Origin of the sequence: Roseovarius sp., assembly GCF_040223625.1 — a bacterium.
Classification (GTDB): domain Bacteria; phylum Pseudomonadota; class Alphaproteobacteria; order Rhodobacterales; family Rhodobacteraceae; genus Roseovarius.
The window spans coordinates 12,562-34,443 of sequence record NZ_JAVKFX010000005.1; the positions used below are offsets into that span (position 1 = coordinate 12,562).

At 66.0% G+C, this 21,882-nt stretch carries 23 protein-coding genes; 5 read left to right on the plus strand and 18 right to left on the minus strand.

Features of this window, described 5'->3' with window-relative positions; all coding sequences use genetic code 11:
• Window position 1 precedes the first annotated feature (1 nt).
• The 8 genes from RLN94_RS01395 to RLN94_RS01430 form a co-directional block, all read right to left on the minus strand.
• Entirely contained in the window at window positions 2–838 is an 837-nt protein-coding gene (locus RLN94_RS01395) for an MBL fold metallo-hydrolase (RefSeq protein ID WP_350125751.1), read from the minus strand.
• A gap of 5 nt (window positions 839–843) precedes the next feature.
• Window positions 844–1,029, minus strand: a complete 186-nt coding sequence (locus RLN94_RS01400) for a heme-binding protein (RefSeq protein ID WP_350125748.1) — start codon at window positions 1,027–1,029, stop codon at window positions 844–846.
• Window positions 1,030–1,200: 171 nt separating this feature from the next.
• Complete coding sequence (locus tag RLN94_RS01405; RefSeq protein ID WP_350125745.1) at window positions 1,201–1,527, minus strand: DUF3775 domain-containing protein; 327 nt, start codon at window positions 1,525–1,527, stop codon at window positions 1,201–1,203.
• A gap of 66 nt (window positions 1,528–1,593) precedes the next feature.
• Window positions 1,594–2,328 (minus strand): SDR family NAD(P)-dependent oxidoreductase, encoded by a 735-nt coding sequence (locus tag RLN94_RS01410; RefSeq protein WP_350125742.1) that lies wholly within the window; start codon window positions 2,326–2,328, stop codon window positions 1,594–1,596.
• Window positions 2,325–2,888, minus strand: coding sequence for a DUF3833 domain-containing protein (locus RLN94_RS01415; RefSeq protein ID WP_350125739.1), 564 nt, complete (start codon window positions 2,886–2,888; stop codon window positions 2,325–2,327). Before RLN94_RS01415 ends, RLN94_RS01410 begins: the two co-directional genes overlap by 4 nt.
• Window positions 2,885–4,108: an MFS transporter gene (locus tag RLN94_RS01420; protein ID WP_350125736.1), complete on the minus strand. Its 1,224-nt coding sequence runs from the start codon at window positions 4,106–4,108 to the stop codon at window positions 2,885–2,887. The genes RLN94_RS01415 and RLN94_RS01420 overlap by 4 nt, the downstream gene beginning before the upstream one ends.
• The gene (locus tag RLN94_RS01425) at window positions 4,105–4,860 is read right to left on the minus strand and encodes a DUF1365 domain-containing protein (protein ID WP_350125733.1); all 756 of its coding nucleotides are present in this window, start codon (window positions 4,858–4,860) and stop codon (window positions 4,105–4,107) included. The genes RLN94_RS01420 and RLN94_RS01425 overlap by 4 nt, the downstream gene beginning before the upstream one ends.
• Window positions 4,857–6,158, minus strand: a complete 1,302-nt coding sequence (locus RLN94_RS01430; protein WP_350125730.1) for an NAD(P)/FAD-dependent oxidoreductase — start codon at window positions 6,156–6,158, stop codon at window positions 4,857–4,859. Before RLN94_RS01430 ends, RLN94_RS01425 begins: the two co-directional genes overlap by 4 nt.
• Window positions 6,159–6,386: 228 nt before the next feature.
• Here RLN94_RS01430 and RLN94_RS01435 point away from each other — a divergent pair, with 228 nt between their 5' ends.
• Both RLN94_RS01435 and RLN94_RS01440 read left to right on the plus strand, forming a co-directional pair.
• Window positions 6,387–6,938 (plus strand): sigma-70 family RNA polymerase sigma factor, encoded by a 552-nt coding sequence (locus tag RLN94_RS01435; RefSeq protein ID WP_502949393.1) that lies wholly within the window; start codon window positions 6,387–6,389, stop codon window positions 6,936–6,938.
• Window positions 6,939–6,944: 6 nt separating this feature from the next.
• Entirely contained in the window at window positions 6,945–7,601 is a 657-nt protein-coding gene (locus RLN94_RS01440; RefSeq protein WP_350125724.1) for a ChrR family anti-sigma-E factor, read from the plus strand.
• A gap of 6 nt (window positions 7,602–7,607) precedes the next feature.
• Here RLN94_RS01440 and RLN94_RS01445 read toward each other — a convergent pair whose 3' ends face one another.
• Both RLN94_RS01445 and RLN94_RS01450 read right to left on the minus strand, forming a co-directional pair.
• Window positions 7,608–8,912, minus strand: coding sequence for a lytic murein transglycosylase (locus tag RLN94_RS01445; protein ID WP_350168433.1), 1,305 nt, complete (start codon window positions 8,910–8,912; stop codon window positions 7,608–7,610).
• 142 nt (window positions 8,913–9,054) lie between these two features.
• Complete coding sequence (locus RLN94_RS01450) at window positions 9,055–9,759, minus strand: helix-turn-helix transcriptional regulator (RefSeq protein ID WP_350125718.1); 705 nt, start codon at window positions 9,757–9,759, stop codon at window positions 9,055–9,057.
• Window positions 9,760–9,844: 85 nt separating this feature from the next.
• Between RLN94_RS01450 and RLN94_RS01455 the strand changes: the two genes are divergently transcribed.
• From RLN94_RS01455 to RLN94_RS01465, 3 genes are all read left to right on the plus strand, one after another.
• Window positions 9,845–10,543: a Tom37 metaxin N-terminal-like domain-containing protein gene (locus RLN94_RS01455; protein WP_350125715.1), complete on the plus strand. Its 699-nt coding sequence runs from the start codon at window positions 9,845–9,847 to the stop codon at window positions 10,541–10,543.
• Window positions 10,540–10,938, plus strand: a complete 399-nt coding sequence (locus tag RLN94_RS01460; RefSeq protein WP_350125712.1) for a DUF1801 domain-containing protein — start codon at window positions 10,540–10,542, stop codon at window positions 10,936–10,938. The genes RLN94_RS01455 and RLN94_RS01460 overlap by 4 nt, the downstream gene beginning before the upstream one ends.
• 118 nt (window positions 10,939–11,056) lie before the next feature.
• Window positions 11,057–12,010, plus strand: coding sequence for a calcium/sodium antiporter (locus RLN94_RS01465; protein WP_350125709.1), 954 nt, complete (start codon window positions 11,057–11,059; stop codon window positions 12,008–12,010).
• On the opposite strand, the gene rnr is transcribed toward RLN94_RS01465, so the two are convergent.
• From rnr to RLN94_RS01505, 8 genes are all read right to left on the minus strand, one after another.
• Window positions 12,007–14,274, minus strand: a complete 2,268-nt coding sequence (gene rnr / locus RLN94_RS01470; protein ID WP_350125706.1) for a ribonuclease R — start codon at window positions 14,272–14,274, stop codon at window positions 12,007–12,009. The genes RLN94_RS01465 and rnr overlap by 4 nt on opposite strands.
• Before the next feature lie 84 nt (window positions 14,275–14,358).
• Window positions 14,359–15,117, minus strand: coding sequence for a TIGR02186 family protein (locus tag RLN94_RS01475; RefSeq protein ID WP_350125703.1), 759 nt, complete (start codon window positions 15,115–15,117; stop codon window positions 14,359–14,361).
• A 3-nt stretch (window positions 15,118–15,120) separates the two neighbouring features.
• Window positions 15,121–16,038, minus strand: a complete 918-nt coding sequence (locus tag RLN94_RS01480; protein WP_350125700.1) for a sulfite exporter TauE/SafE family protein — start codon at window positions 16,036–16,038, stop codon at window positions 15,121–15,123.
• Between the two features lie 321 nt (window positions 16,039–16,359).
• Window positions 16,360–17,325, minus strand: coding sequence for an ABC transporter permease (locus RLN94_RS01485; protein WP_350125697.1), 966 nt, complete (start codon window positions 17,323–17,325; stop codon window positions 16,360–16,362).
• Between the two features lie 4 nt (window positions 17,326–17,329).
• Window positions 17,330–17,965 (minus strand): LysE family translocator, encoded by a 636-nt coding sequence (locus RLN94_RS01490; protein ID WP_350125694.1) that lies wholly within the window; start codon window positions 17,963–17,965, stop codon window positions 17,330–17,332.
• Window positions 17,962–19,059, minus strand: coding sequence for an ABC transporter permease (locus RLN94_RS01495; protein ID WP_350125691.1), 1,098 nt, complete (start codon window positions 19,057–19,059; stop codon window positions 17,962–17,964). Before RLN94_RS01495 ends, RLN94_RS01490 begins: the two co-directional genes overlap by 4 nt.
• Window positions 19,052–20,686, minus strand: a complete 1,635-nt coding sequence (locus tag RLN94_RS01500) for an ABC transporter ATP-binding protein (RefSeq protein WP_350168438.1) — start codon at window positions 20,684–20,686, stop codon at window positions 19,052–19,054. Before RLN94_RS01500 ends, RLN94_RS01495 begins: the two co-directional genes overlap by 8 nt.
• A 6-nt stretch (window positions 20,687–20,692) precedes the next feature.
• Window positions 20,693–21,682: a BMP family lipoprotein gene (locus RLN94_RS01505; protein WP_350125683.1), complete on the minus strand. Its 990-nt coding sequence runs from the start codon at window positions 21,680–21,682 to the stop codon at window positions 20,693–20,695.
• Between the last annotated feature and the right edge of the window lie 200 nt (window positions 21,683–21,882).

Sequence of the window (21,882 nt, forward strand, 5' to 3'; positions counted from 1 at the left end):
CTCAGCCGGTGAAGCTGGCCTCGGAATAGAGCAACCTCATGCGCGGGTTGACGGTACGCTCGCCCGTTTTCGGTTCGCCCGAAAGGAGGGCGCACACGGCGTCGTGCAGCGCCGAAAGATCGGCGTAACCCAGCCTGGGCATGTCATCGCTGCCGCCCTCGCTCTGGCCATGCGCGCCCAGGATTTCGATATCCCCCGGCAGGCTGCCGAGCAGCGTTTCCAGCGTCGCCCGGTAGGCCGGAAGGGACGCGCCGGGCGTCTGGGCATAGAGCGCCCCGCGATAGACGAAATCCGCGGCATACAGGCGGTTCCGCGCCGGCTCCCACAGCGACACCGAGTCGGGCGAATGGCCGGGGGTGTGCAGCACGTGCAGGTGGCGCAGTCCCACTTGAAGAACCTCGCCGATGCCGGCCCAGTGACCGACGGGAAAGCTGGGTGCCGAGAGGTTCTCGTAATGGCCCAGATATGCCTCCGCCGAAGGGGTCAGCATGTCATCGGGCGCCATCGCCCGAAGCATGGGCAGGTCGACGACGATGACCGGGCCGAAGACGTTGACGCCGCCCAGATGGTCGAAATGCATGTGCGAGGGGAAGGCCTGGGTCGACGCGGCGGCATGCCGGGCGACGAGCGGCCCGATGGGGCGCCGGCCGGAGCCCGTGTCGAACAGCAGGCTCTCGCCGCCATCGGTGATCAGGTAGCTCCAGTTCTTCTGGTGATAGGCCGGCTCCCCGATCGCCAGCGTGTCGGCGTCGACGGCTCCGACCGCGAACCAGCCGTCCTCCCATCGAAGGCCCTCGGCAAGCATGACGGAGTCTATCGGCTGTTCGAGATCACCCACGCCGCTCACCCGGCATCCGCCACGAAACCGGCCGCCTCGATCCCGGCCACGGCAAAGGCCTCGTCGTAGTCCCCGGCCTCGCCCGCCACGCCGACCGCGCCGAGCACCTTGCCGCCCGCATCCCTTACGAAAACGCCACCCTTGCTCGCGGTCAGCGGCAGGCCCGAGCGGGCCAGGGCCACCTCGCGCACACCGTGAAACCAGTTCGCCGTTTCGGGCCCGAGCGGGTGCCGGACAGCGCGGTTTCGATGATCCGCAGGGCGGCGGGCAGGGAAAGGTCGGTCATGGGCCGGGCCTGGCTTGGGGCGTGTCCCGAGAAGCCTAGTACGGACCGGCATCGTTCCAAAGGCGTTTCTGCCGCCTCAGCCGCCCCGCACGAGGTCGTCCTCGTCGTCGATGACCGAAATGCCAAGCTCGTCGAGCCCGTTCTCGAGATGATCCGACAGGTGCGGCGAGCCGAGGAGGTAATCGGCGGTCGGTGTCGTCGCCTCGTTCATCGCGGTGGTTTTCGCCTCCTCCAACTCGTCGGCGCCGAAGCTGCCCCGGCCGATCCACATCACGGCAACAAGGCTGGCCTGTTCCTCCTCCGTCAGGCGGTCGATGAAGGCCCGAAGCTCGCCCTCGGCGCGGCCAAGTTCGCGCGCCATCAGGATCACCTGGGCGATCTTGTAGCTGCTGATATCAAGCATGGTTCCACTCCCGTTCACGCATATGGCGAGGATCATCGCCTGTCAGCTTAGCGGGAGTCCTTGATCTCACGCAAACAGCCGGTAGTAGGCCCAGTTCGGCAGGAACCGTGACAGCCGGAACACCCAGCTGAAGGCGGCGGGAAAATGCCGGTCAAAGGCGCTCTCGTCGCGCATCAGGGTGATCACCTCGGTCGCCGCCTGCTCCGGGGACATCAGGAACGGCATGCGAAAATCGTTCTTGTCGGTGAGCCGGGTCTTGATGAAGCCGGGGTTGGCCAGTTGCACCCGCACGCCCGTGCGCCACAGGTCGGCCCGCATCGACTGGGCCAGCGCCATCACCCCGGCCTTCGACGGGGCATAGCCCACCGCGCCGGGCAGGCCGCGAAAGCCGGACAGCGAGCCGGTCAGAACGATGTGACCGTGATCCCGCTCGACCATCTTGGGCACGACCTGCCCCAGCACGCGGAAGGCGCCGGTGAAGTTGATGTCGGCCATCTTGATGCCATGCTCGGTATTCCACTCGGTCGCCGGCATGGGCCAGTAGACACCGGCCAGATAGACCAGCCCGTCGACTTGCCCGACCTCCTGCGCGGCGTTGCGCACGCTGTCCTCGTCGCTGACATCAATCGTCACCACCCGGGCGCGGCCGGGCAGGGCGGCCGCCACCTCCTCCAGCCGTTCGTGGTTGCGCGCGGACAGGATCAGGCTCGCCCCCTCGATGCTGAGCTTGTGGGCCAGCGCCTCGCCCAGCCCTTCGCTGGCGCCGACCAGCCAGTATGTCTTGCCAGAAAATTCGGTCAAACCGTGTCTACCCTTCGCATTGTTGCCACCAGTTCCGCCACCTTGATCCCGAACTTGCGGAACTGGCTGCGGTTCACGATCACCCCGTTTGGCGCAAGGTACATCCAGTCGGTCACGTTCAGCACGTGGCCCCCGGCCTCGCGCGGAAGGCGGATCGTGTAATTGAGATTCACACTGGGCCCCTCTTGTTGCCCGCGGCCGGTTCCGATCACGTCGTCGGCCTCGGCCCTGATGCGGCCGTCATTGCCCAGTTGCAGCCGCCACTGGCGGGTCTGGGTGGTGCCGCTGTCATACAGGAAATACTCGGTCATCACGCCCCGGCTGCCCTCCCAGGTCGCCTCGAAATCCCCCACGAAACGAGAGGCGACGCGGCCGGTCGGCCCATAGATCACGCCCTCGCACTTGATCGGTCCGCTAAGATGCGTGCGCAGGTCGAAGGCCGGCTCCTGCCCGGCGTAATCGGCCGTGCGCTGTGCCGCGAAACCCGTGGCCCGGTTGAAGAGCAGAACGCCCGCCAGCGCCGCGATGACCCCGAGAAGGAAGCAGGTGACAGGCGTCATGCCGCAACCTCCCGTTCCCCGAAGTCCGTCGTTGCCAACAGCCCGATCGCCAGCAGCTTCAGAACGCAGGGAACTGCCCCGTAAAGCAGGCTGAGCAGCCAGAGCGCGCTGGCAACGTTTTCTCCGCCGGCGGTGAAACCGCCCGCTTCGAGGAGTGGCAGGAGCGTGACCGCCGCGAAGGCCAACGTGAATTTCGACACGAAGGACCACAGGCCGAACGCCTCGCTCGCGCCCGGCGATATCTCGGCCATGCGCCGGGCGAAGAGGGCAGGCAGCAGCGTCATGTCGGCCCCGAGCGCCGCGCCCGAGGCAAGACAGATCAGGCCGAAGGCCAACGTATCGCCTGCGCCCAGCCAGATCGCACTGCCGAAGGAGAGGATCGAAAGCAGCATGCCGATCAGCAGAACCCGTCTTGCGCCCGCCGTCTCGGCCAGCTTGCCCCAGAAGGGTGCGGCCAGAGCGGCGGACAGGAAGAACAGCAACAGGAACGGGCCTTCCCAGCCGGGCGCCTGAAGGCGGCTTTCCACGTAGAACAGGAAGAGGGTCGAGCTGACCGCGACCGGGGCGGCGTTGAACAGCGCCACCAGCAACAGCCTACGGGCCACCGGGTCGCGCAGGACGGTGAGAAACCCCGTGGTGCCGCCAACCGCCGCGCCGCGCCATTCCCGGTGCATCGCCCGGATCGCCACCGCGGCCAGCAGGGCGAAGGCGACAGCGAACCCGCCATATCCCCCGATCAGCACCGGCGCGACCGATGCGGCGCAGATGCCCAGAAGCGCGCCGGTTTCCCGCCAGCGGGCGAGTTGCAGGTGGCCCTGGCCGCTCAATCGGGCGGCGGAGGACACACCTTCGGCATAGAAGCAGATGGTCAGGTAGCTGAAGCTGGAGAAGATCAGCGTCAGCATGAGCGCGAACCAGGCGAGCGGTGCGAAGGGCGGTGCAACTGCGAAAAGGCCCAGCATCGCGGCGGCCATGGTGATAACGGCGACGGCCACCGAAACGGCCCGCCGGTTCTGAAGCCGCGACGCCAGACGGCCCAGCAGCGGATCCTGCAACACGTCAATCAGCCGCAGCGCGAACAGCACCGTTCCAAGCGCGGCCAGCGACACGCCATGCTCGTCGACATAGAATTTCGGCGCGTGGATATAGAGCGGCAGCCCGGCCGCGGCGAGCATGGCGGCAAACAGGCCGAAGGCAGGCAGGCGCGGCGCGGTATTCACCGGCTGACCTCGTGCCTCGGCGGTTCGGGGCGCGGGCGGAACTGCGCGCCCTTCCACCACAACTTCAGTGCCTGCCAGTGGATCAGCGCCAGAACCCGGCGAGAGCCGAAGGGCCGCCGAAGGCAGGCCCGGATCAGGCTCCAGTTGCTCAGGCGTTGCCGCTTGCCCACCAGAGTCGCCGTGACGCCGCCATTGCCGCCGGAGAAATCGATCCAGATCCCAATGTGATCGGGGCGCAGGTCGAAGCGGAACTCGTATGTCCCCTCGACTCGCTGGAATGGCGACACGTGCAGGACCTTGCGGGCTGTCAGACGATCCTGCGCGCCGATCGGGGCAAGATCCTCGCGATGACAGAGATAGCAATGGCGATCGCCATAGGTGTTGGTGACCTCGGCGATGACCACGGGCACGTTGCCCTCTCCGTTGCGGCAGAGCCAGAACGCCACCGGGTTGAAGACGTGGCCGAGGATGCGGGGCTGCGCGAGAAGTTCGATGCGCGCGGGGCTGCCCAGCCCGTGCGTCTCGAGCACCTCGCGCACCCATGCCGGGCCGCGCCCATGTTTTGGCGGCCCGCCATGATCGCTGTCCCAGACCGACGCCAGCCCGGCCCGGTTGCGCCCGAACAGCCGGGGCGCCTCCGGCGCGCCCTCGGCATCGAGCAGCACGTAGTCGATCCCGTAGCGGAAGGCGTTTTCGACCGCGCCTTTGCGCCCGTGCCACGTGTGGCCGGCGATATGGTCGACCCGGTTCATTCCGCCGCCATCGGGATCGCGTTCTTTGCAACGATCGCGTCGGCCACCTCGAGCCCCGAGGCCAGCCCGTCCTCGTGAAAGCCGTCGCGCATCCACGCGCCGCAATACCACGTGTTGCGCGCCCCGTTCATCGCCCGCAGCTTGGCCTGCGCGTCGAAGGCGGCAAGGTCATAGACCGGATGGCGCAGGGTGACCTGGTCATAGATCAGCTCCTCCCGGATCGGGCGGTTGGAGTTCAGCGTCACGAAATGCGGGTCATCCGCCGGGATCGGCTGCAGGCGGTTCATCCAGTAGGTGATGTCGATCTGGCCGTCGCGCGTTGCTGGGCTTTCGGAATAGTTCCACGAGGACCAGACCGGGCGGCGGCGTGGCATCACGCTGGCATCGGCGTGCAGGACAACGTCGTTCGGCTGGTAGCGCACCGCGCCGAGCGCGGCCTTTTCCTCGGGCGTGGGATCATTCAGCAGGGCGAGGCTGTCGTCGGAATGGGTGGCAAAAACGATATCGTCGAAATGCTCCCAATCCTCGCGACGGGTCTTCACGAAAACGCCGGTCGCATCGCGCCGCACCCCCTGCACCGGGCAGCCGGGCCGGATGATTGCGCCCTGCCGCAGCAACGCGGCATTGACCCGCTCCACATACTGCACCGAGCCGCCCTTGACCGTGTACCACTGGTGCTGCCCGTCATAGGACAGAAGGCCGTGGTTCTTCAGGAACCGGACCATCGCCTTTGCCGGAAAGGCGCCCACCTGCTGCGTCGGGGTCGACCAAATCGCACCGGTCAGCGGCAGGAGGTAATACTCGCGGAACCAGCGGCCCGTTCCGACATGGTGCAGAAACTCGTTGATCGAGAGGTCGGGGCAAGCGCCCACTGTATCCAGCGCGCGCGCATTGAAGCGGAAGATATCGCGCAGAAGCGACAGGAACCACGGGTTCAGCACGTTCCGTTTCTGGGCAAAGAACGCCGCCGCCCCGGCAAGGCCGTATTCCACCGCGCCGCCGCGCACCGAGGCGCCGAAGCTCATGTCGCTTTCCGTGACCGGCACGCCAAGGTCATCGAAAAGGCGGGTCAGCTTGGGATAGTTGGCATGGTTGAAGACGATGAAGCCGGTGTCGACCGGCTGATCGCCGTTCTTGCCGGCCATGACCGTGCGGGCGTGACCGCCCAGCCGTGGCTCTGCCTCGAACAGGGTCACGTCCTGCGATTGCGAAAGGGCATAGGCCGCGCCCATGCCCGATATGCCTGCTCCGACCACGGCAACTCGTCTGCGCGTCATCGCGCCACTCTCAAACGGCATCCGTTCCCCAATACCTTGTTTCGTTGTTCTTGAGGGTTCTACGCAGCCGGTCGGGGATCGGATGAAAACGGAAAATTATTTCTCGGCGGTGATCCGCCGCGCCGGGACGTCCGTAGATTGACCATGTACAGTCAATCCGCACCGTTGGAAGAACCGATAGTCTCGCCCGTCGTGATCGGGCGTGCTATTCCCCGGGGACGCCAGAGGACGGTAGTGGAACCGGTGAAAGTGAAGGAAGAGAAAGAACACCCAGGGCTGGAATGGTCGGCATGCATCCTGCGCATCCGCGAGACGCGCGACAGGGCTGCCTTCGCCGCCCTGTTCCGCCATTTCGCGCCGCGGGTGAAGGCGTTCCTGATGCGCTCTGGCGCCGATGCGGCCATGGCCGAGGAATGCACGCAGGAGGTGATGGCCGCCGTCTGGCAGAAGGCCCACCTGTTCGACCCCTCCCGTGCCAGCGCGGCGACCTGGATTTTCACCATCGCGCGGAATCGGAAGATCGATGCGCTGCGCAAGATGAAGCGGCCCGAACCGGAAGACCTTCCATGGGGCCCCGAGGAAGAGCCGGACCAGGAGGACAGCCTGGCCCTGCAACAGGAGAGCGAGAAGCTGGAACAGGCGGTTGCCGCGCTTCCGGCAAAACAGAGGGACCTGATCGAGAAGGCGTATTTCGGCGACCTGAGCCACCGTGAAATCGCCGAGGAAACCGGGCTGCCGCTCGGCACGATCAAATCGAGGATAAGGCTGGCGCTGGACCGACTGCGCCACGCGATGAAGTAGAAGACGATGACACACGACACGATCAAACATCACCTGACCGACGCTCTGCTGATGGCTTATTCTGCCGGCACGCTGCCCGAGGCGTTCAGCCTGGCCGTGGCGGCCCATATCTCCATGTGCGACGAATGCCGGGCCCGGCTGGGGGCGTTCGATACCGTCGGCGGCGCTCTGATGGCGAATTGCGATGCGGCCGAGATGTCGGCCGACAGCCTTGGCGCGACACTGGCGAAGATCGACCTGGCTGAAGCGCAGCCTGTCGAACGGAATGTGACCGCCGATGGCGGCGTGCTGCCCGCGCCGGTGCGCGCCTATGTCGGCGGCGATCTCGATGCGGTGCGCTGGCGGCCGGTGGGCATGGGTGTCAAACAGGCGATCCTGCCCACGAAAGGGGAGGCGACCGCGCGGCTGTTGTATATCCCCGCCGGGGCCGCCGTGCCGGACCACGGCCACAGGGGCACCGAGCTGACGCTGGTGCTCCGGGGCGCTTTCGAGGACAAGGTCGACCATTTCGGCCCTGGCGATATCGAGGTCGCCAATGAAGACCTCGATCACACGCCGATTGCCGATATCGGTGAGGATTGCATCTGCCTCGCCGCCACCGACGCGCCGCTTCGCTTCAACAGCTGGCTGCCGCGGATCGCGCAGCCGTTCCTGCGGATCTGACCCCGCCTACCCACCCTTCAGGCGTTTGAGCACTTCCTGAGACGGGTTGCCGTCCGCGGTCATGCCGGCCGAGCGCTGGTAGGCCGCGATGGCAGAGCGCGTGTTCGGCCCGATCAGGCCGTCGATCTTCTCGAGATCGTAACCACGCTGTTTGAGCTGGCGCTGCAACTCCATCTTTTCGGTGAAGGACAGGGGCTCGTATCCGCGCGGCCAGGCCCCCTGGATCGGCGGTCCGCCCTTCAGGCGGTCCGACAGGTGACCGACGCCAAGCGCATAGGCGTCGGAGTTGTTGTAGCGCTTGATGACCGAGAAGTTCTTGAAGACGAGGAAGGCGGCCCCGTTCCGCCCCGCGGGCATCAGCAGCGACGCGCTGCCATAATCGCGCACCGGCTGGCCATCCATGCCCACCACGCCAAGCTGTGCCCATTGCGACGGCATCCGCTGACCGCCCGTGTTGCCCAGGCCGCGGGGTACCCGCACCTCGACACCCCAGGGCTGGCCCGAGATCCACCCGAACCGGCGCAGGTAGGCGGCAGTCGATGCCAGCGCGTCACCGGGATCGTCCGACCAGACATCGCGCCTGCCGTCGCCGTCGAAATCGACCGCGTAGGCCATGTAGGAGGTCGGGATGAACTGCGTGTGCCCCATCGCCCCGGCCCAGGACCCCTTGAAGTCGCCCTGGGTCACGTCGCCCGATTGCACGATCTTCAGAGCGGTTACCAACTGCTTCTCGAAGAAGCTGCCCCGCCGCCCGTCGAATGCAAGCGTCGCCAGGGCGTCGATCATCGGATAGGTCCCCATCCGGGTGCCATACCGGCTTTCCAGCCCCCAGACCGCCGCGACGACCTCCTTTTCGACGCCGTAGCGCTGTTCAACCCGGCTCAGGGTGCTGTCGTGGCGGCGCATCGCCTGCTGGCCTTCCTCGACCTTCGGCGGGGCCGCCGCATTATCGAGGTAATCCCAGATATTGCTCTTGAATTCCGTCTGGTTGCGGTCCTTCGCGATCACGTCGGGGGTATAGCGCACATTCTGAAAAGCCGCGTCGAAGACGCGCGGGCTGATCCCCTGTGCCAGCGCCCGGCCGCGGAAGCCGCGCACCCACCTGTCGAACGCGGGGTTCGACGTGGCCGCCGGGGCGCCTTCGGCCGTGTCGAGATCGTTCGGCCGCGCGAGCGGCCGGATGCTGCGGGCCAGCCCGGCATAGACCGTGGCCTGCGTATCCGCGACCGCCGGCACCGCATCGGCCTCGGTGCTGCCGTCGGGCCGCGCCTTGGGCCGCAAGGACGTGTCGACCGGCGATGCCAAGGCCATCCCGGCCGTCGCCAACGCCGCAATTATTCCCGTTATCAATCCGCTGCTCATGCCTGACCCTTTTCCTGGGTGTTTTGCCGTATCGTAACGCGAAGACGCCTTTTGCGAAAGCGTGCTGTCCATCGCGGAGCGGTCCGAAGGCCTATCCCGCCGCCCGTTCCTTTGCATGCGTGCTCATTTCGGCGAGATAGGCGCGCAGCATCGGCACACGGCGGGGTCGGAACGACGCCCCGGTAAGCGACAGTTCGCGCATCCGGTCCAGCCGGAAGGCGCGGAAGTCGTTGCGCAGGTGGCACCACGCCAGCAAACAGTGCGACGCCTGCATGTAGATCACCGACAGCGGATCGACCTCGCGCTGTGTCCCGCGTCCCTCGGCATCGGTATAGTCGAAGCGGATCGTGCGCTCGTCCCACGTGGCCTGCCGCAACAGACTCACGTCGATGCCGGGCTCGGGCAGGGGGGTGAAGCGCTGCGCCGTCAGGACGGCGTGTTTCAGGCGATGCGCCTGGCTGGCCGGCAGCCGTGCGCCCAGCTTGGCCAGCGCCGAGCGGGCGGCGGCGGCCAGCACCGGGTCACCCACCTGATCGACCTCGCGCAGCCCCAGCACCAGCGCCTCCAACTCGTCAGTATCGAAGCTGAGCGGCGGCAGCGCGGCATCCTCGATCAGCGTGTAGCCGAAGCCCGACGCGCCATCGATCACCGCGCCCAGCCCGCGCAGGGCGTCGATATCGCGATAGATGGTGCGCGGTGTGACGTCGAGCATGGTGGCCAGTTGCGCCGCCGTCGCCGGCGGCGGAACGCTGCGCAGCGCCTGCATAAGCTGGAACAATCTGTCGGTGCGGCTCATTGCGTCAGTATCGCTGGAACTCCTGACAGATACTGTCATTAATGGGTGATAGCGTCCAGATGATCCTGACTGTTTCAGAGCGCCCATGCTGACCCTGCTTTCCTTTCCCGGCGACGACCGGCACCCGAGCTTCAGCCCGTTTTGCCTGAAGGCGATGTGCCTGCTCGACATGTCCGGGCAGGACTGGGAGCCGAGCTTCACGACCGATCCGTCGAAAATGCCCTATGGCCGCCTGCCGGTGCTGAAGACGGCCGAAGCACTGATCCCCGACAGCGGCCGTATCCAGCTCTGGCTGGAGGAACGTGGCGCTGCCTTCGACGATGCCCTGACCGCCGGCGAGCGGGCGCACAGCCACGCGCTCGTGCGGATGGTCGAGGACGGGTTGCGCTATGGCCTGGTGCACGACCGCTGGCTGCGCGACGAATGCTGGGAGGTGCTGCGCGACCATTTCTTCGGCGCGCTGCCGGTGCCGTTGCGTGGCACGATTGCCGGGACCGCCCGCAAACGCACCCGCCGCATGCTCGAGATGCAGGGCACCGGCCAGTTTTCCGAGGCCGACCGTCTGGACCGCATGGCGCGAGACCTCAAGGCCATTCGCGAGACGCTCGGAAACACCGACTATCTTTTTGGCCCGGCGCCCAGTTCCGCCGATGCGGCCGTTGTGCCGGTGCTCGACATGATCCGCGCGCTGCCTTGCGAAACGGAGCTGAAGGCGCTGGTCCGTGACGACGATCGCATCGGTGCGTATCTCGACCGTGCCGCGGCCGCACTTTACCCTTCATGAGCCTCGACGGCATCCCCGACCCGGTGCGCGATGTCATCGACGGTTATCCGCCCGAGGCGCGCAAGGGCGTTCTGGCATTGCGCGGCCTGATCCTGGCGGTGGCCAGCCGCTTGCCCGAGGTCGGGCCGCTCGACGAGACGCTCAAATGGGGTCAGCCCGCCTATCTGCCCCGGCGACCGAGGACTGGAACCACCCTTCGGATCGGCCTTCACAAGGAAGCGCGGTTCGCGCTCTTCGCCCCTTGCCAGATCACGATCATCTCGACCTACGGCGAAACCTTTCCGGCATGGGACAGGCTCGACGGAGATCGCGCGGTGCTGTTCGACACACCGTCCCAGGTCGAACCCGAGAGATTGGCACACCTAGTTCGGCATGCGCTGACCTATCACCTCTGACAGCGCCGGCGCCGTCGAAATATCGCCGCCGCCTCCCCTTGAAAGGCGCCCGCTGCAGGCGCATGTGCCGAGTCTGAACGCCCAGTCTCCGGGCGCCAAGACGCAAGGGAGCACGGGAATGGACATTGTCCTCGTTCTGGCCGGACTGGTCGCGCTGCTGGTCGGTGGCGACATGCTGGTGCGCGGCGCCGTGGCGCTGGCGCGGGGGTTCGGCGTTTCGCCCCTTCTGATCGGTCTGACCATCGTGGGCTTCGGCACCTCGGCGCCGGAGCTTGTCACCAGCCTTCAGGCGGCCTTTGCCGGCTCGCCCGGCATCGCCATCGGCAACATCGTCGGCAGCAACAGCGGGAATATCCTTCTGATCCTCGGCATCGGCGCCCTGATCGCCCCCATTGGCGTCGCGCCCGAGGTGCTTCGCCGCGACGGATCGGTCTTGTTGCTGGCATCGCTCGCCTGCGTCGGTGTCGTGTTCGCCGGCAACGTGGGTCGGCTGGCCGGAACGGTCTTCGTCGGCGCACTTCTGGCCTATCTGATCGCGACGATCGTCATCGAACGCCGCCGCCACACCGCCGCGGCAGGAATGTACGAGAACGAGGCGGACGTTCTTGCCGTACCCCGTGGAACCATCTGGCGCGCGGGGCTGATCCTGTTCGCCGGTCTGGCCGCGACCCTGCTTGGCGCGCGGTTCCTGGTAGACGGGGCCATCGGGCTGGCCCAACGGTTCGGCATGCCGGAGGAGGTGATCGGCCTGACCATTGTCGCCATCGGCACGTCGATGCCCGAACTCGTCACCTCTGTCATCGCGGCGCGCAAGGGGCAGGGTGACGTGGCCTTCGGCAACGTCGTCGGCAGCAATATCTTCAACATTCTCGGCATTCTGGGCATCACCGCCATCGTGTCGCCCCTTGCCGTGCCCGAAAGCATCGCCGGGTTCGACATCTGGGTCATGCTGGCCGCGACCGTGGTGTTCCTGGTCTTCGCGCGCACCGGTTGGCGCGTCGGGCGGCGCGAAGGGGCCGCGCTGGTCACGGCCTACGTGGTCTATATCGGCTGGCTGATCCTCACGGTCTAACGCCGGCTGCGCTTGACCTTCCGCTTAACCTTGGCGTCCTTCTTCGCGGCACGTGCCGGTTTGCGCTTGACCGGTTTGCCGCGGGACTTGCCGCGCTTGGCCGATTGGCCCTGCTGCACGGTCTTGCCGTCGATGCTGATTAGGTCGAGGGCGATGCCCCCCGTCACCGGCGCCGCCTCGGACAGGCGCACGGTAACCCTCTGGCCGAGCCCGATAGTGAGGCCGGTATCGGCCCCCATCAGCGTACCGGCATCCCGATCGAAATGGAAGAACTCCCGCCCCAGCGCGCGCACCGGGATCAGCCCGTCGGCGCCGGTCTCGTCCAGCCGAACGAAGGCGCCGAACCGGGCCACGCCGCTGACCCGGCCGGTGAACTCCTCGCCCACCCGTTCCGACAGGTAGGCGGCAAGGTAGCGGTCGTTCGTGTCCCGCTCGGCGGTCATCGAGCGGCGCTCGGTTTCGCTGATATGCTCGGCGGTGCTCTGCAGCCGCTCCTCGTCGGCCCGGCTCAGCCCGTCATCGCCCCAGCCATGGGCCGAGATCAGCCCCCGGTGTACCACGAGGTCGGCATAGCGCCGGATCGGCGAAGTGAAATGCGCATAGGCCTGCAGTGCCAGCCCGAAATGACCGAAATTCGACGGATTGTAATAGGCCTGGGTCATGGCGCGAAGGGTCGACATGTTGATCACATCGGAATGGTCAGTGCCCTCGGCGGCGTGCAGAAGCTGGTTCAGGTGTGACGTGCGCAGCACCTGACCCTTCGCCAGCACCAGCCCGGCGGCCTCGGCCACCTCGCGCAGGGTGTCGAGTTTTTCGGGCGGCGGCTCTTCGTGGACGCGGAAGAGCAGGGGGGATTTCTTGGCGATTAGGGTCTCGGCGGCGGCCACGTTGGCCAGCACCATGAATTCCTCGATCAGCTTGTGGGCATCCAGCCGGTCGGCGAAATTGACCGACAGCACCTTGCCCTCGTTGCTCAGTACGACCTTGCGTTCCGGCAGGTCGAGGTCGAGCGGCTGGCGGGTATTGCGGGCCGTTTGCAAGGCGGCGTGGGCGGCGTAGAGCGGCTTGATCACCTCGTCCATCAGCGGGCCGCACTTGTCGCTGGGCTCCCCGTCCATCGCCCGCTGCACTTCCTCGTAGCTCAGCGAGGCAGCGGAGCGCATCAGCCCCCGCACGAAGCGGTGGCCGACCTTCTGCCCGTTCGCGTCGATCTGCATCCGCACGGCGATACAGGCGCGCGGCACGCCTTCGTGCAGGCTGCACAGGTCGCCTGACAGACGGTCAGGCAGCATCGGCACGACGCGGTCGGGAAAATAGCTGGAATTGCCCCGCTTGCGCGCCTCGGCGTCCAGTTCCGAACCGGGGGTCACGTAATGCGCCACGTCCGCGATGGCGACCCATAGCACGTGGCCGCCCTCGTTCTTCGGGTCGTCATCGGCATGGGCCCAGACCGCATCGTCATGGTCGCGCGCGTCCGAAGGGTCGATGGTGACGAGCGGCATGTCGCGCAGGTCTTCGCGCCCCGACAGGCCGGCGGGCTTCATGCTGTCGGCCTCGGTGATCACCTCGTCGGGAAAATCGTCGGGAATACCATGCTGGTGAATGGCGATCAGCGACACGGCCTTGGGGGCAGAGGGATCGCCCAGCCGTTCGACGATGCGCGCCTTGAGCAGGCCCATCCGGCCCTTGGGCCCGGCCTGTTCGGCCTCGACCAGCTCGCCATCCTTGGCGCCGCCTGCCGCATCGGCCGCCACCGTCCATTCCTTGCCGTCGCCCTTGTCGATGGGCACGATCCGCCCGCCCTCGGCCCCCTTGCGGAACACGCCGAGGATCTTGCGGGGGTTGGTTCCGATGCGGCGGATCAGGCGGGCGTCGTAATGGTGATCCTCGCCCTTCACCTCCTGCAAACGCGCCAGGATACGGTCGCCTTCGCCCAGCGCCGGGTCCGACGCGCGCGGGATCAGCAGGACGACCGGCTCGACCCCCTCGCCATGCCATTCCAGCGGCTTGGCCAGCAGCTCGCCGTCACTGGTCTGGCCCGACACCTGAAGCACGCTCACCGGCGGCAGCTTGTCGGGGTCGCGATAGGTCTTCTTGCGCTTCTCGAGATGGCCTTCGTCCTCGAGTTCCCTGAGCACGCGTTTCAGGTCGATCCGCGCAGCGCCCTTGATCCCGAAAGCCTTGGCGATATCGCGTTTCGAGGTGAGGGTCGGGTTGTCGGAAATCCACTTGAGGATTTCGTCCTTCGAGGGCATCTGGCTCATGGGAGTGAGGTAGCACGGTTGGGTAGGGGCGTCATCCGGGAAAAAACGCAGGGCAGCGGCGCCTGTTCCGGTACTGACGGGAAATCACCCCTGCCGCAGCATCCGGAACCCCGCCGAAGCACCCCAGCCGGCAGCAATGGCGATGGCCAAGGACATCAGGCCGTAGATCAGCGGCTGATTCCTGGACATGTTGTAAAGCCAGCGTTCCAGCCCCACCTTGCGCACGTCGATGGTGGTCTCGTAGACCGAAACCACCCTGCCTTCCCGGGTCAGGAAAATGCGGGTGGAATATTCCCCCTCGGTCAGGTTCGCCGGCATGTCGATGGCGGTACGGAACAGCGTCTGCTGATCGACGGCCACCGAATCCTCGACGATCTTGTAAAGCCCCGAGCGTTCGCGGATGCGCACCACTGCATCGGCAAAATCCTGAGCCCCGCGGATATGCATCGCCGCCCCGACAGAACGGATCGCCCGTTCGATGGATACCCGGTGGCGCAGGTCCTCGACATCGGTCAGCACCTCCTCGAACGGTCCGCTGGTGGCGACGGCGTAGAAGCTGGGCGCGCTGTCGACCAGGACGCTGTCGGTGTTCACCCAGATGCCGAACCGCCGTTCCTTGCGGCGGACCAGAACCGGCTTAGAGGGTCCGGAGACCGCGACCACCACCTGAAGCGGCGGGCCCGCGGGGATCGGCACCTCGCGTTTCACCGCCCCGAAGACAAGGATGTGCGAGCCGTCGAAATTGGCGGTGATCGCCACTTCGCTCTGGCTGAGGCCGAGCACGACTTCCTCGGCCCGGGCGGGCAGGGCGAAGAGCAGGAGGATGACCAGGAGCCGCGCCATCGGTCAGTGCCCCCCTAGCGCGCCGATGGAATACAGCTCGCTCGGCTGCAACAGAAGGTCGAGGGCCAGCTTGAAGCAGACGGCCAGCACCATCAGGGCCAGCAGGATACGCAGCTGCTCGGCCTTCATCTTGGTGCCGATGCTGGTGCCGATCTGCGCACCGATGACGCCGCCCACCAGCAGCAGCACCGCAAGCGCCACGTCGACCGTGTAGTTAGTGGTGGCGTGCAGCATGGTGGTGAAGGCGGTGACGAAGATGATCTGGAAGAGCGACGTGCCGACAACCACCTTGGTGGGCATCCCGAGGATATAGATCATCGCCGGCACCATGATGAAGCCGCCGCCGACGCCCATGATGGCCGCGAGAATACCGACAAGGATGCCGACGATCACCGGGGGGATGACGCTGATGTAAAGGCCGGAGGTGCGGAACCGCATCTTGAACGGCAGCTTCTGCACCCATGTATGCTTCCGTCGGGCCGGTGCCCCGCCGCCGCGGCGCGATTTCCGAATCGCGCGCAGGCTTTCGAAGAACATCATCCCGCCGATCACGCCCAGGAAGACGACATAGCAAAGCCGGACCAGCAGATCGACCTGGCCCAGCGAGCGCAGGTAGTTGAACACCACCACCCCGAGTGCCGCCCCGATCAGACCGCCGATCAGCAGCACCGTGCCCATGCGCAGGTCGACGGTTTTTCGCCGCAAATGCGCCAATACGCCCGAGAAGGACGAGGCGACGATCTGGTTCGCCTCTGTCGCCACGGCGACGGCGGGGGGAATACCGATGAAGAACAGAAGCGGCGTCATCAGGAAGCCGCCACCAACGCCGAACATACCCGACAGGACACCGACCAGCCCGCCCAGCCCCAGCAGAAGGAAGGCGTTGACGGAGACCTCGGCGATCGGAAGGTATATCAGCATGAAGCCCCTTAGCCCCATGTCCCTGTTCTTTGCAAGCGGGCACGCCGTTGCAAGCCTTTCTGGTCGGATCACATGTTGTGAACTGGCTTTACAATTGCGTGAAAATGCGCCCGCGATCTGACGGTCGCCGGCTGCCTGAACAGAGGTCGACCGGCATCAATACGCGAAGACATTCAGTTCGGGACAGGCTTCCGCTATCAGAAGCATCAGCAGGCGCCGCACGTATCCGATGTTCATCCACGCGCCGACCATCGTACCAATTTGTGTCCCGATGGTCCGCCTTGTGTATGCTTTGACGGCCGATGCGGACCGCCAGAGCGACTAACGCTCCTTCACATAGGGCTGGCCGCCGGCCCGTGGCGGGATCGCCCGGCCCACGAACCCGGCAAGGATGATGACCGTCAGGATGTACGGCAGCGCATCCATGAGCTGCACGGGGATGATCAGCCCGCCCACTTCGATGTTCTGATAGCGCAGGGCCACCGCCTGAAGCAGGCCGAACAGCAGGGTGGCCCACAGCGCGTACCACGGCCGCCATTTGGCAAAGATCAACGCGGCAAGCGCGATGTAGCCCCGGCCCGCCGTCATGTCCTTGACGAACCCGGCCTGCAGGGCGGTCGCGAGATAGGCCCCGGCGATGCCGCAGAGCACGCCGCAGATCATGACGGCCGCAAAACGCATCCCCACGACCGAAATGCCGGCCGTGTCGACCGCTGCCGGGTTCTCCCCCACCGCGCGAAGCCGCAGGCCGAAACGGGTGCGGAACAGCACCCACCACGTCGCCGGAACGCAGAAGACCGCGAGATAGACAAGGATCGTGTGGCCCGAGATCAGCTCGGCATAGACCGGCCCGAGCAGCGGCACGCCCCTCAGGCTCTCGGCCAGCGGCAGGGTGATCGGCTCGAACCGCGCGGCCCCGATGAGCGACGGGGTGCGCCCGCCCTCGGCAAACCAGTCCTGCGCGATCAGCACCGTCATGCCCGCCGCAAGGAAGTTGATTGCCACTCCGGAAATCAGCTGGTTCCCCCGGAAGGTGATCGAGGCCAGCCCGTGCAGCCCGGACAGCAGCATCGACGACCCGATCCCGGCCAGCAGGCCCAGCCAGACCGATCCACTGGCATAGGCGACCGCCGCCGAGAAAAACGCGGCAATCAGCATCTTGCCTTCCAGCCCGATGTCGAAAATGCCCGCCCGCTCGCTGAACAGCCCGGCAAGGCAGGCCAGCAGAAGCGGCGTGGCTAGCCGGACCGTGCTGTCGAGCACCTGCAGGACGGTCATGAAATCCATCGCGCTACCTCTCTGCCGTGGCCAGCTTGAACGCGGCGAAGGTAAAAAAGCTGCCGAGCCCCGCCTCGATCCACCGCCGCCCGCCGGCATAGGCCGCGCGCACCGGTCGCGAGGAGAGCACCAAAGCCCAGGCCGCATGCATCGCGAAGGAAATGACGAAGGCGCCGGCCACGAATGCCGCGATCACCGACGTGGGTGCCCCGTTCACCGCGCCCACTGCCGCAATGGCCAACCAGAAGGCGATGGCCTTGGGGTTGGTCACCTGCAACAGGTAACCCTTGGTGAAGAGCGTGGCGGCAGATTGTACCGGCGCGGCCTCCACAGTCACCTTCGGCGGATTTATCGCCTTGCGGAACGCCCCCCAGGCCAGCCAGAGCAGGTAGGCGGCGCCGACAAGCCGCAAGAGGTTCATGGCCCATGCCGCCTGCGACAACAGCAGCCCGATGCCGATCATGGTCAACAGGTTGATCGTCATGCTGCCCGTGGCGATCCCCGCGCAGGTAATCAGCGCGGGCCCGCGCCCCTGCACCGTGGAAATTCCCAACAGCATCGCCACGGCCGGGCCGGGAGAGGCCGCGCCGACCAGCAGGATGGCATAGGCCGCGATGAACCCGGGAAGGTAAGGGGCAAGGTCGATCATGTCCGCCTCCGCCTGCGCATCGCCATGAAGACCCGTTCCAGCGGCATCCGTACCATGTTGTCGAGCGCGCCGGTGAACAGGATCACCAGCGCCTGGATGACGATGATCAGCTCTCGGGGGATCGTTGTCCACAGGGCCAGCTCCGCTCCGCCCTGGTAGAGAAATCCGAACAGGATCGCCGCGAGAAACACGCCCAGCGGATGATTGCGCCCCATGAGGGCCACGGCGATACCGATGAAGCCCGCCCCTTCGGTCGCGTTCAGGATCAGCCGTTCGGCCTCGCCCATCACGTTGTTGATCGCCATGCAGCCGGAGAGCGCGCCGGAAATGAGCATCGCGATGACCACGATCCTCACCGGTGGAATCCCGGCATAGCGCGAGGCGCTTTGCGAATGTCCCAGCGCCCGGATCTCGAAGCCCAGCCGGGTGCGCCAGATCAACAGCCACACCAGCACGCAGGCAGCGACCGCCACCACAAGGCTGATATTGGCGGGCGACGATTTCGAGAAGGCGATGCCGAAGGGCGCCAGAAGGTCGTGCAGGGTCGGCAAATGCGCGCCTTCGGGAAATTTCGCCGTCGCCGGGTCCATCGAGCCGGCGGGGCGCAGGATGTTGACCAGCATGTAATTCAGCACGGCGGCCGCGATGAAGTTGAACATGATGGTGGTGATCACGATATGGCTGCCGCGTTTGGCCTGAAGCCACGCCGGGATCAGCGCCCAGAGCGCTCCGAACACCGCCCCGCCGACAATGGCGGCGGGCAGGGCCAGCGCCCAGTGCGGCCACGGGATCGCCAGGCAGACCAGCGCCACGCCCAAGCCCCCGATCATCGCCTGCCCCTCCGAGCCGATGTTGAACAATCCCGCATGGCTCGCCACGGCAAAGGCCAGCCCGGTGAACAGGAAGTTCGTCGCGTAATAGAGCGTGTAGCCCCAGCCATAGGTCGACCCCAGCGCCCCCGTCACCATCAGCTTGACCGCCGCGATCGGGTCTTCACCGATGAAGAGGATCACCAGCGCCGAAATCAGCGCCGCCAGGATGATCGAAATAAGGGGCACCAGCACCGCATCGGCCCAGGCCGGCATCCTATCCATGATGCTTCTCCTCCTCGGTCTCTGCGGCCTGGGCGAATTGCGCCTCCTCGACGGCCCTGAAGGCATCCTCAGGCTTGCCTTCGATCCCGGCCATCAGCAGGCCCAGCTCCGTCTCGTCGGTCTCGTCTGGGCGCCGCTCGCCCATGACCCGGCCATCGAACATCACGGCGATGCGGTCCGACAGAGCCATGATCTCGTCCAGTTCGACGCTGACAAGCAGGATCGCCTTGCCCTCGTGGCGCAGGCGGATGATCTGGCTGTGAATGAACTCGATCGCGCCGATGTCGACGCCCCGTGTCGGCTGGCCGATCAGCAGGAGATCAGGGTTGCGCTCGATCTCGCGGGCAAGGTCGATCTTCTGCTGGTTGCCGCCGCTGAAATTCTTGGCCGACAGCTTCTCGTCGGGCGGGCGCACATCGAAGCGGCCCATCTTGTCGCGGGCCTCGGCCATGATGGCGGCGTTGTTCATCAGCACGCCGCCGCCGGTCGCCGGGTCGCGGTGATAGCCGAAGATCATGTTCTCCCACGCGGTATAATCCATGATCAGACCTTCGCGCTGGCGATCCTCGGGAACGTGGCCGATGCCGGCGGCCCGCCTGTCGCGCCCGTTGGCCCCGCTGCCGCTCAGGGTCAATGGCTGGCCGTTCACCCGTATCTCGCCCCGCGCCTCGCGAATGCCGCCCAGCACCTCCAGCAGTTCCGACTGACCGTTGCCGGCCACGCCGGCCAGGCCCACGATCTCGCCCGCCCGCACGGTCAGGTCGATGCCGCGCAGCCGCTCCACGCCCTGGCTGTCGGTGACCTTCAGACCTTCGACCTCCAGCACCGGCTTGCCTGGCCTGGCGGGAGATTTCTCGACCCGCAACAGGACCTTGCGCCCCACCATAAGCTCGGCCAGCTGCTCGGGACTGCTTTCGGATGTCTTGACGGTCTCCACCATCTCGCCGCGGCGCATGACGCTGACGGTGTCGGTGATTTCCATGATTTCGCGCAGCTTGTGGGTGATCAGGATGATCGTCTTCCCCTCTTCCTTCAGCCGCGCGAGGATTCGGAAAAGCTGGTCCGCCTCGGCGGGGGTAAGCACGCCTGTCGGCTCGTCGAGGATCAGGATATCGGCCTGCCGGTACAGCGCCTTGAGAATCTCGACCCGCTGCTGCATGCCGACGCCGATATCCTCGATCAGCGCATCGGGTTTGACGTGCAGTTCGTATTCGTCGGCCAGCTCTTCGAGCGATTTGCGCGCCTTGGCGATGCTGGGCTTCAGCAACCGCCCGTCCTCGGCGCCGAGGATCACGTTTTCCAGGACGATAAAATTCTCGACCAGCTTGAAGTGCTGGAACACCATACCGATGCCCGCCGCGATGGCGGCCTGGCTGTCGGGGATACGCGTTTCGCGGCCCTTGACGAAGATCTTGCCGCTGTCAGCCTTGTAGAACCCGTAGAGGATCGACATCAGGGTCGATTTGCCCGCCCCGTTCTCGCCGATGATCCCGTGGATCGTGCCGGGCGCCACGGTGATCGAGATATCCTTGTTCGCCTGAACCGGGCCGAAGGCCTTCGAGATGCCCCTCAGTTCAATGGCCGGGGCGGCAGATGCCTGCCGCCCCGTATCGTGCTCGCTTGTCATGCTCGGTTATTCGACCGGGCAGGTATTGTCGGACATGTAGTCATGCACTTCGAGCTCGCCGCTGGCGATCTTCTCGGCGGCCTCGTCGACGGCTGTCTTCATCTCGTCGGTAACAAGGCTTTCGTTGTGCTCGTCCATGGCATAGCTGACGCCGTCATTCGAGATGCCCATGACCTCGATGCCGGTTTCCATCTCCGGCCCCGCCGACATCGCCTCGTACACGGCGTTGTCGACCCGCTTGACCATCGAGGTCAGGACGGAGCCGGGATGCAGGTGGTTCTGGTTGCTGTCCACGCCGATACCGAGCACACCCTCGTCGGCGGCCGTCTGCAGCACGCCTGTGCCGGTGCCCCCGGCGGCGTGATAGATCACGTCGGCGCCCTGGCTGATCTGCGCCTTGGTCAGTTCCGAGCCCTTCACCGGGTCGTTCCAGGCTGCGGGCGTGGTGCCGGTCATGTTCTGGATCACGGTGGCATCCGGGTTCACGGCCTTCACGCCCTGCACGTAGCCGCAGGCGAATTTGCGGATCAGGGGAATGTCCATCCCGCCGATGAAGCCCACCGTACCGCTTCCGCTGGCCTGCGCGGCCATCATGCCGACAAGGTAGCTGCCCTGGTGCTCGTTGAACACAACCGAGCGTACGTTGGGTTCTTCGACCACCATGTCGATGATGGCGAACTTGGTGTCCGGATAATCCGCCGCGACCTCGCCCAGCGATTCGCCGAAGGCGAAGCCGACCATGACGATCGGGTTGTTGCCTGCCTCGGCGAAGCGGCGCAGTGCCTGTTCGCGCTGGGCTTCCGATTGCAGTTCGACCTCGTTGTAGCTGCCGCCGGTTTCCTCTGCCCAGCGTTGTGCCCCGTTATGGGCGCTTTCGTTGAACGACTTGTCGAACTTGCCCCCCAGATCGAAGATCAGCGCCGGGTCGGCCAGTGCGGCGCCCGCGCCGAGGGCCAGCGTCGCCGCCGCGCCAAGGATGTGCTTCATCATCGTCATTCTGTCTCTCCCTGAACCTGACTGCACACGCCGGGCGGTTCGGCCTCTTCGCGTGCGCGGTCGCGATGTGATGGCGGCAAGTAAGCCCGCGTTTGCCGTCTCGGGTCAATAGAAGATACGGCCTGCCCCCGCGTCAAACCCCTGCCGCCGCCATGGCGCCCGACGGAAGGCGCCCCGACGTTCATCTTTCTCGAAAAAAT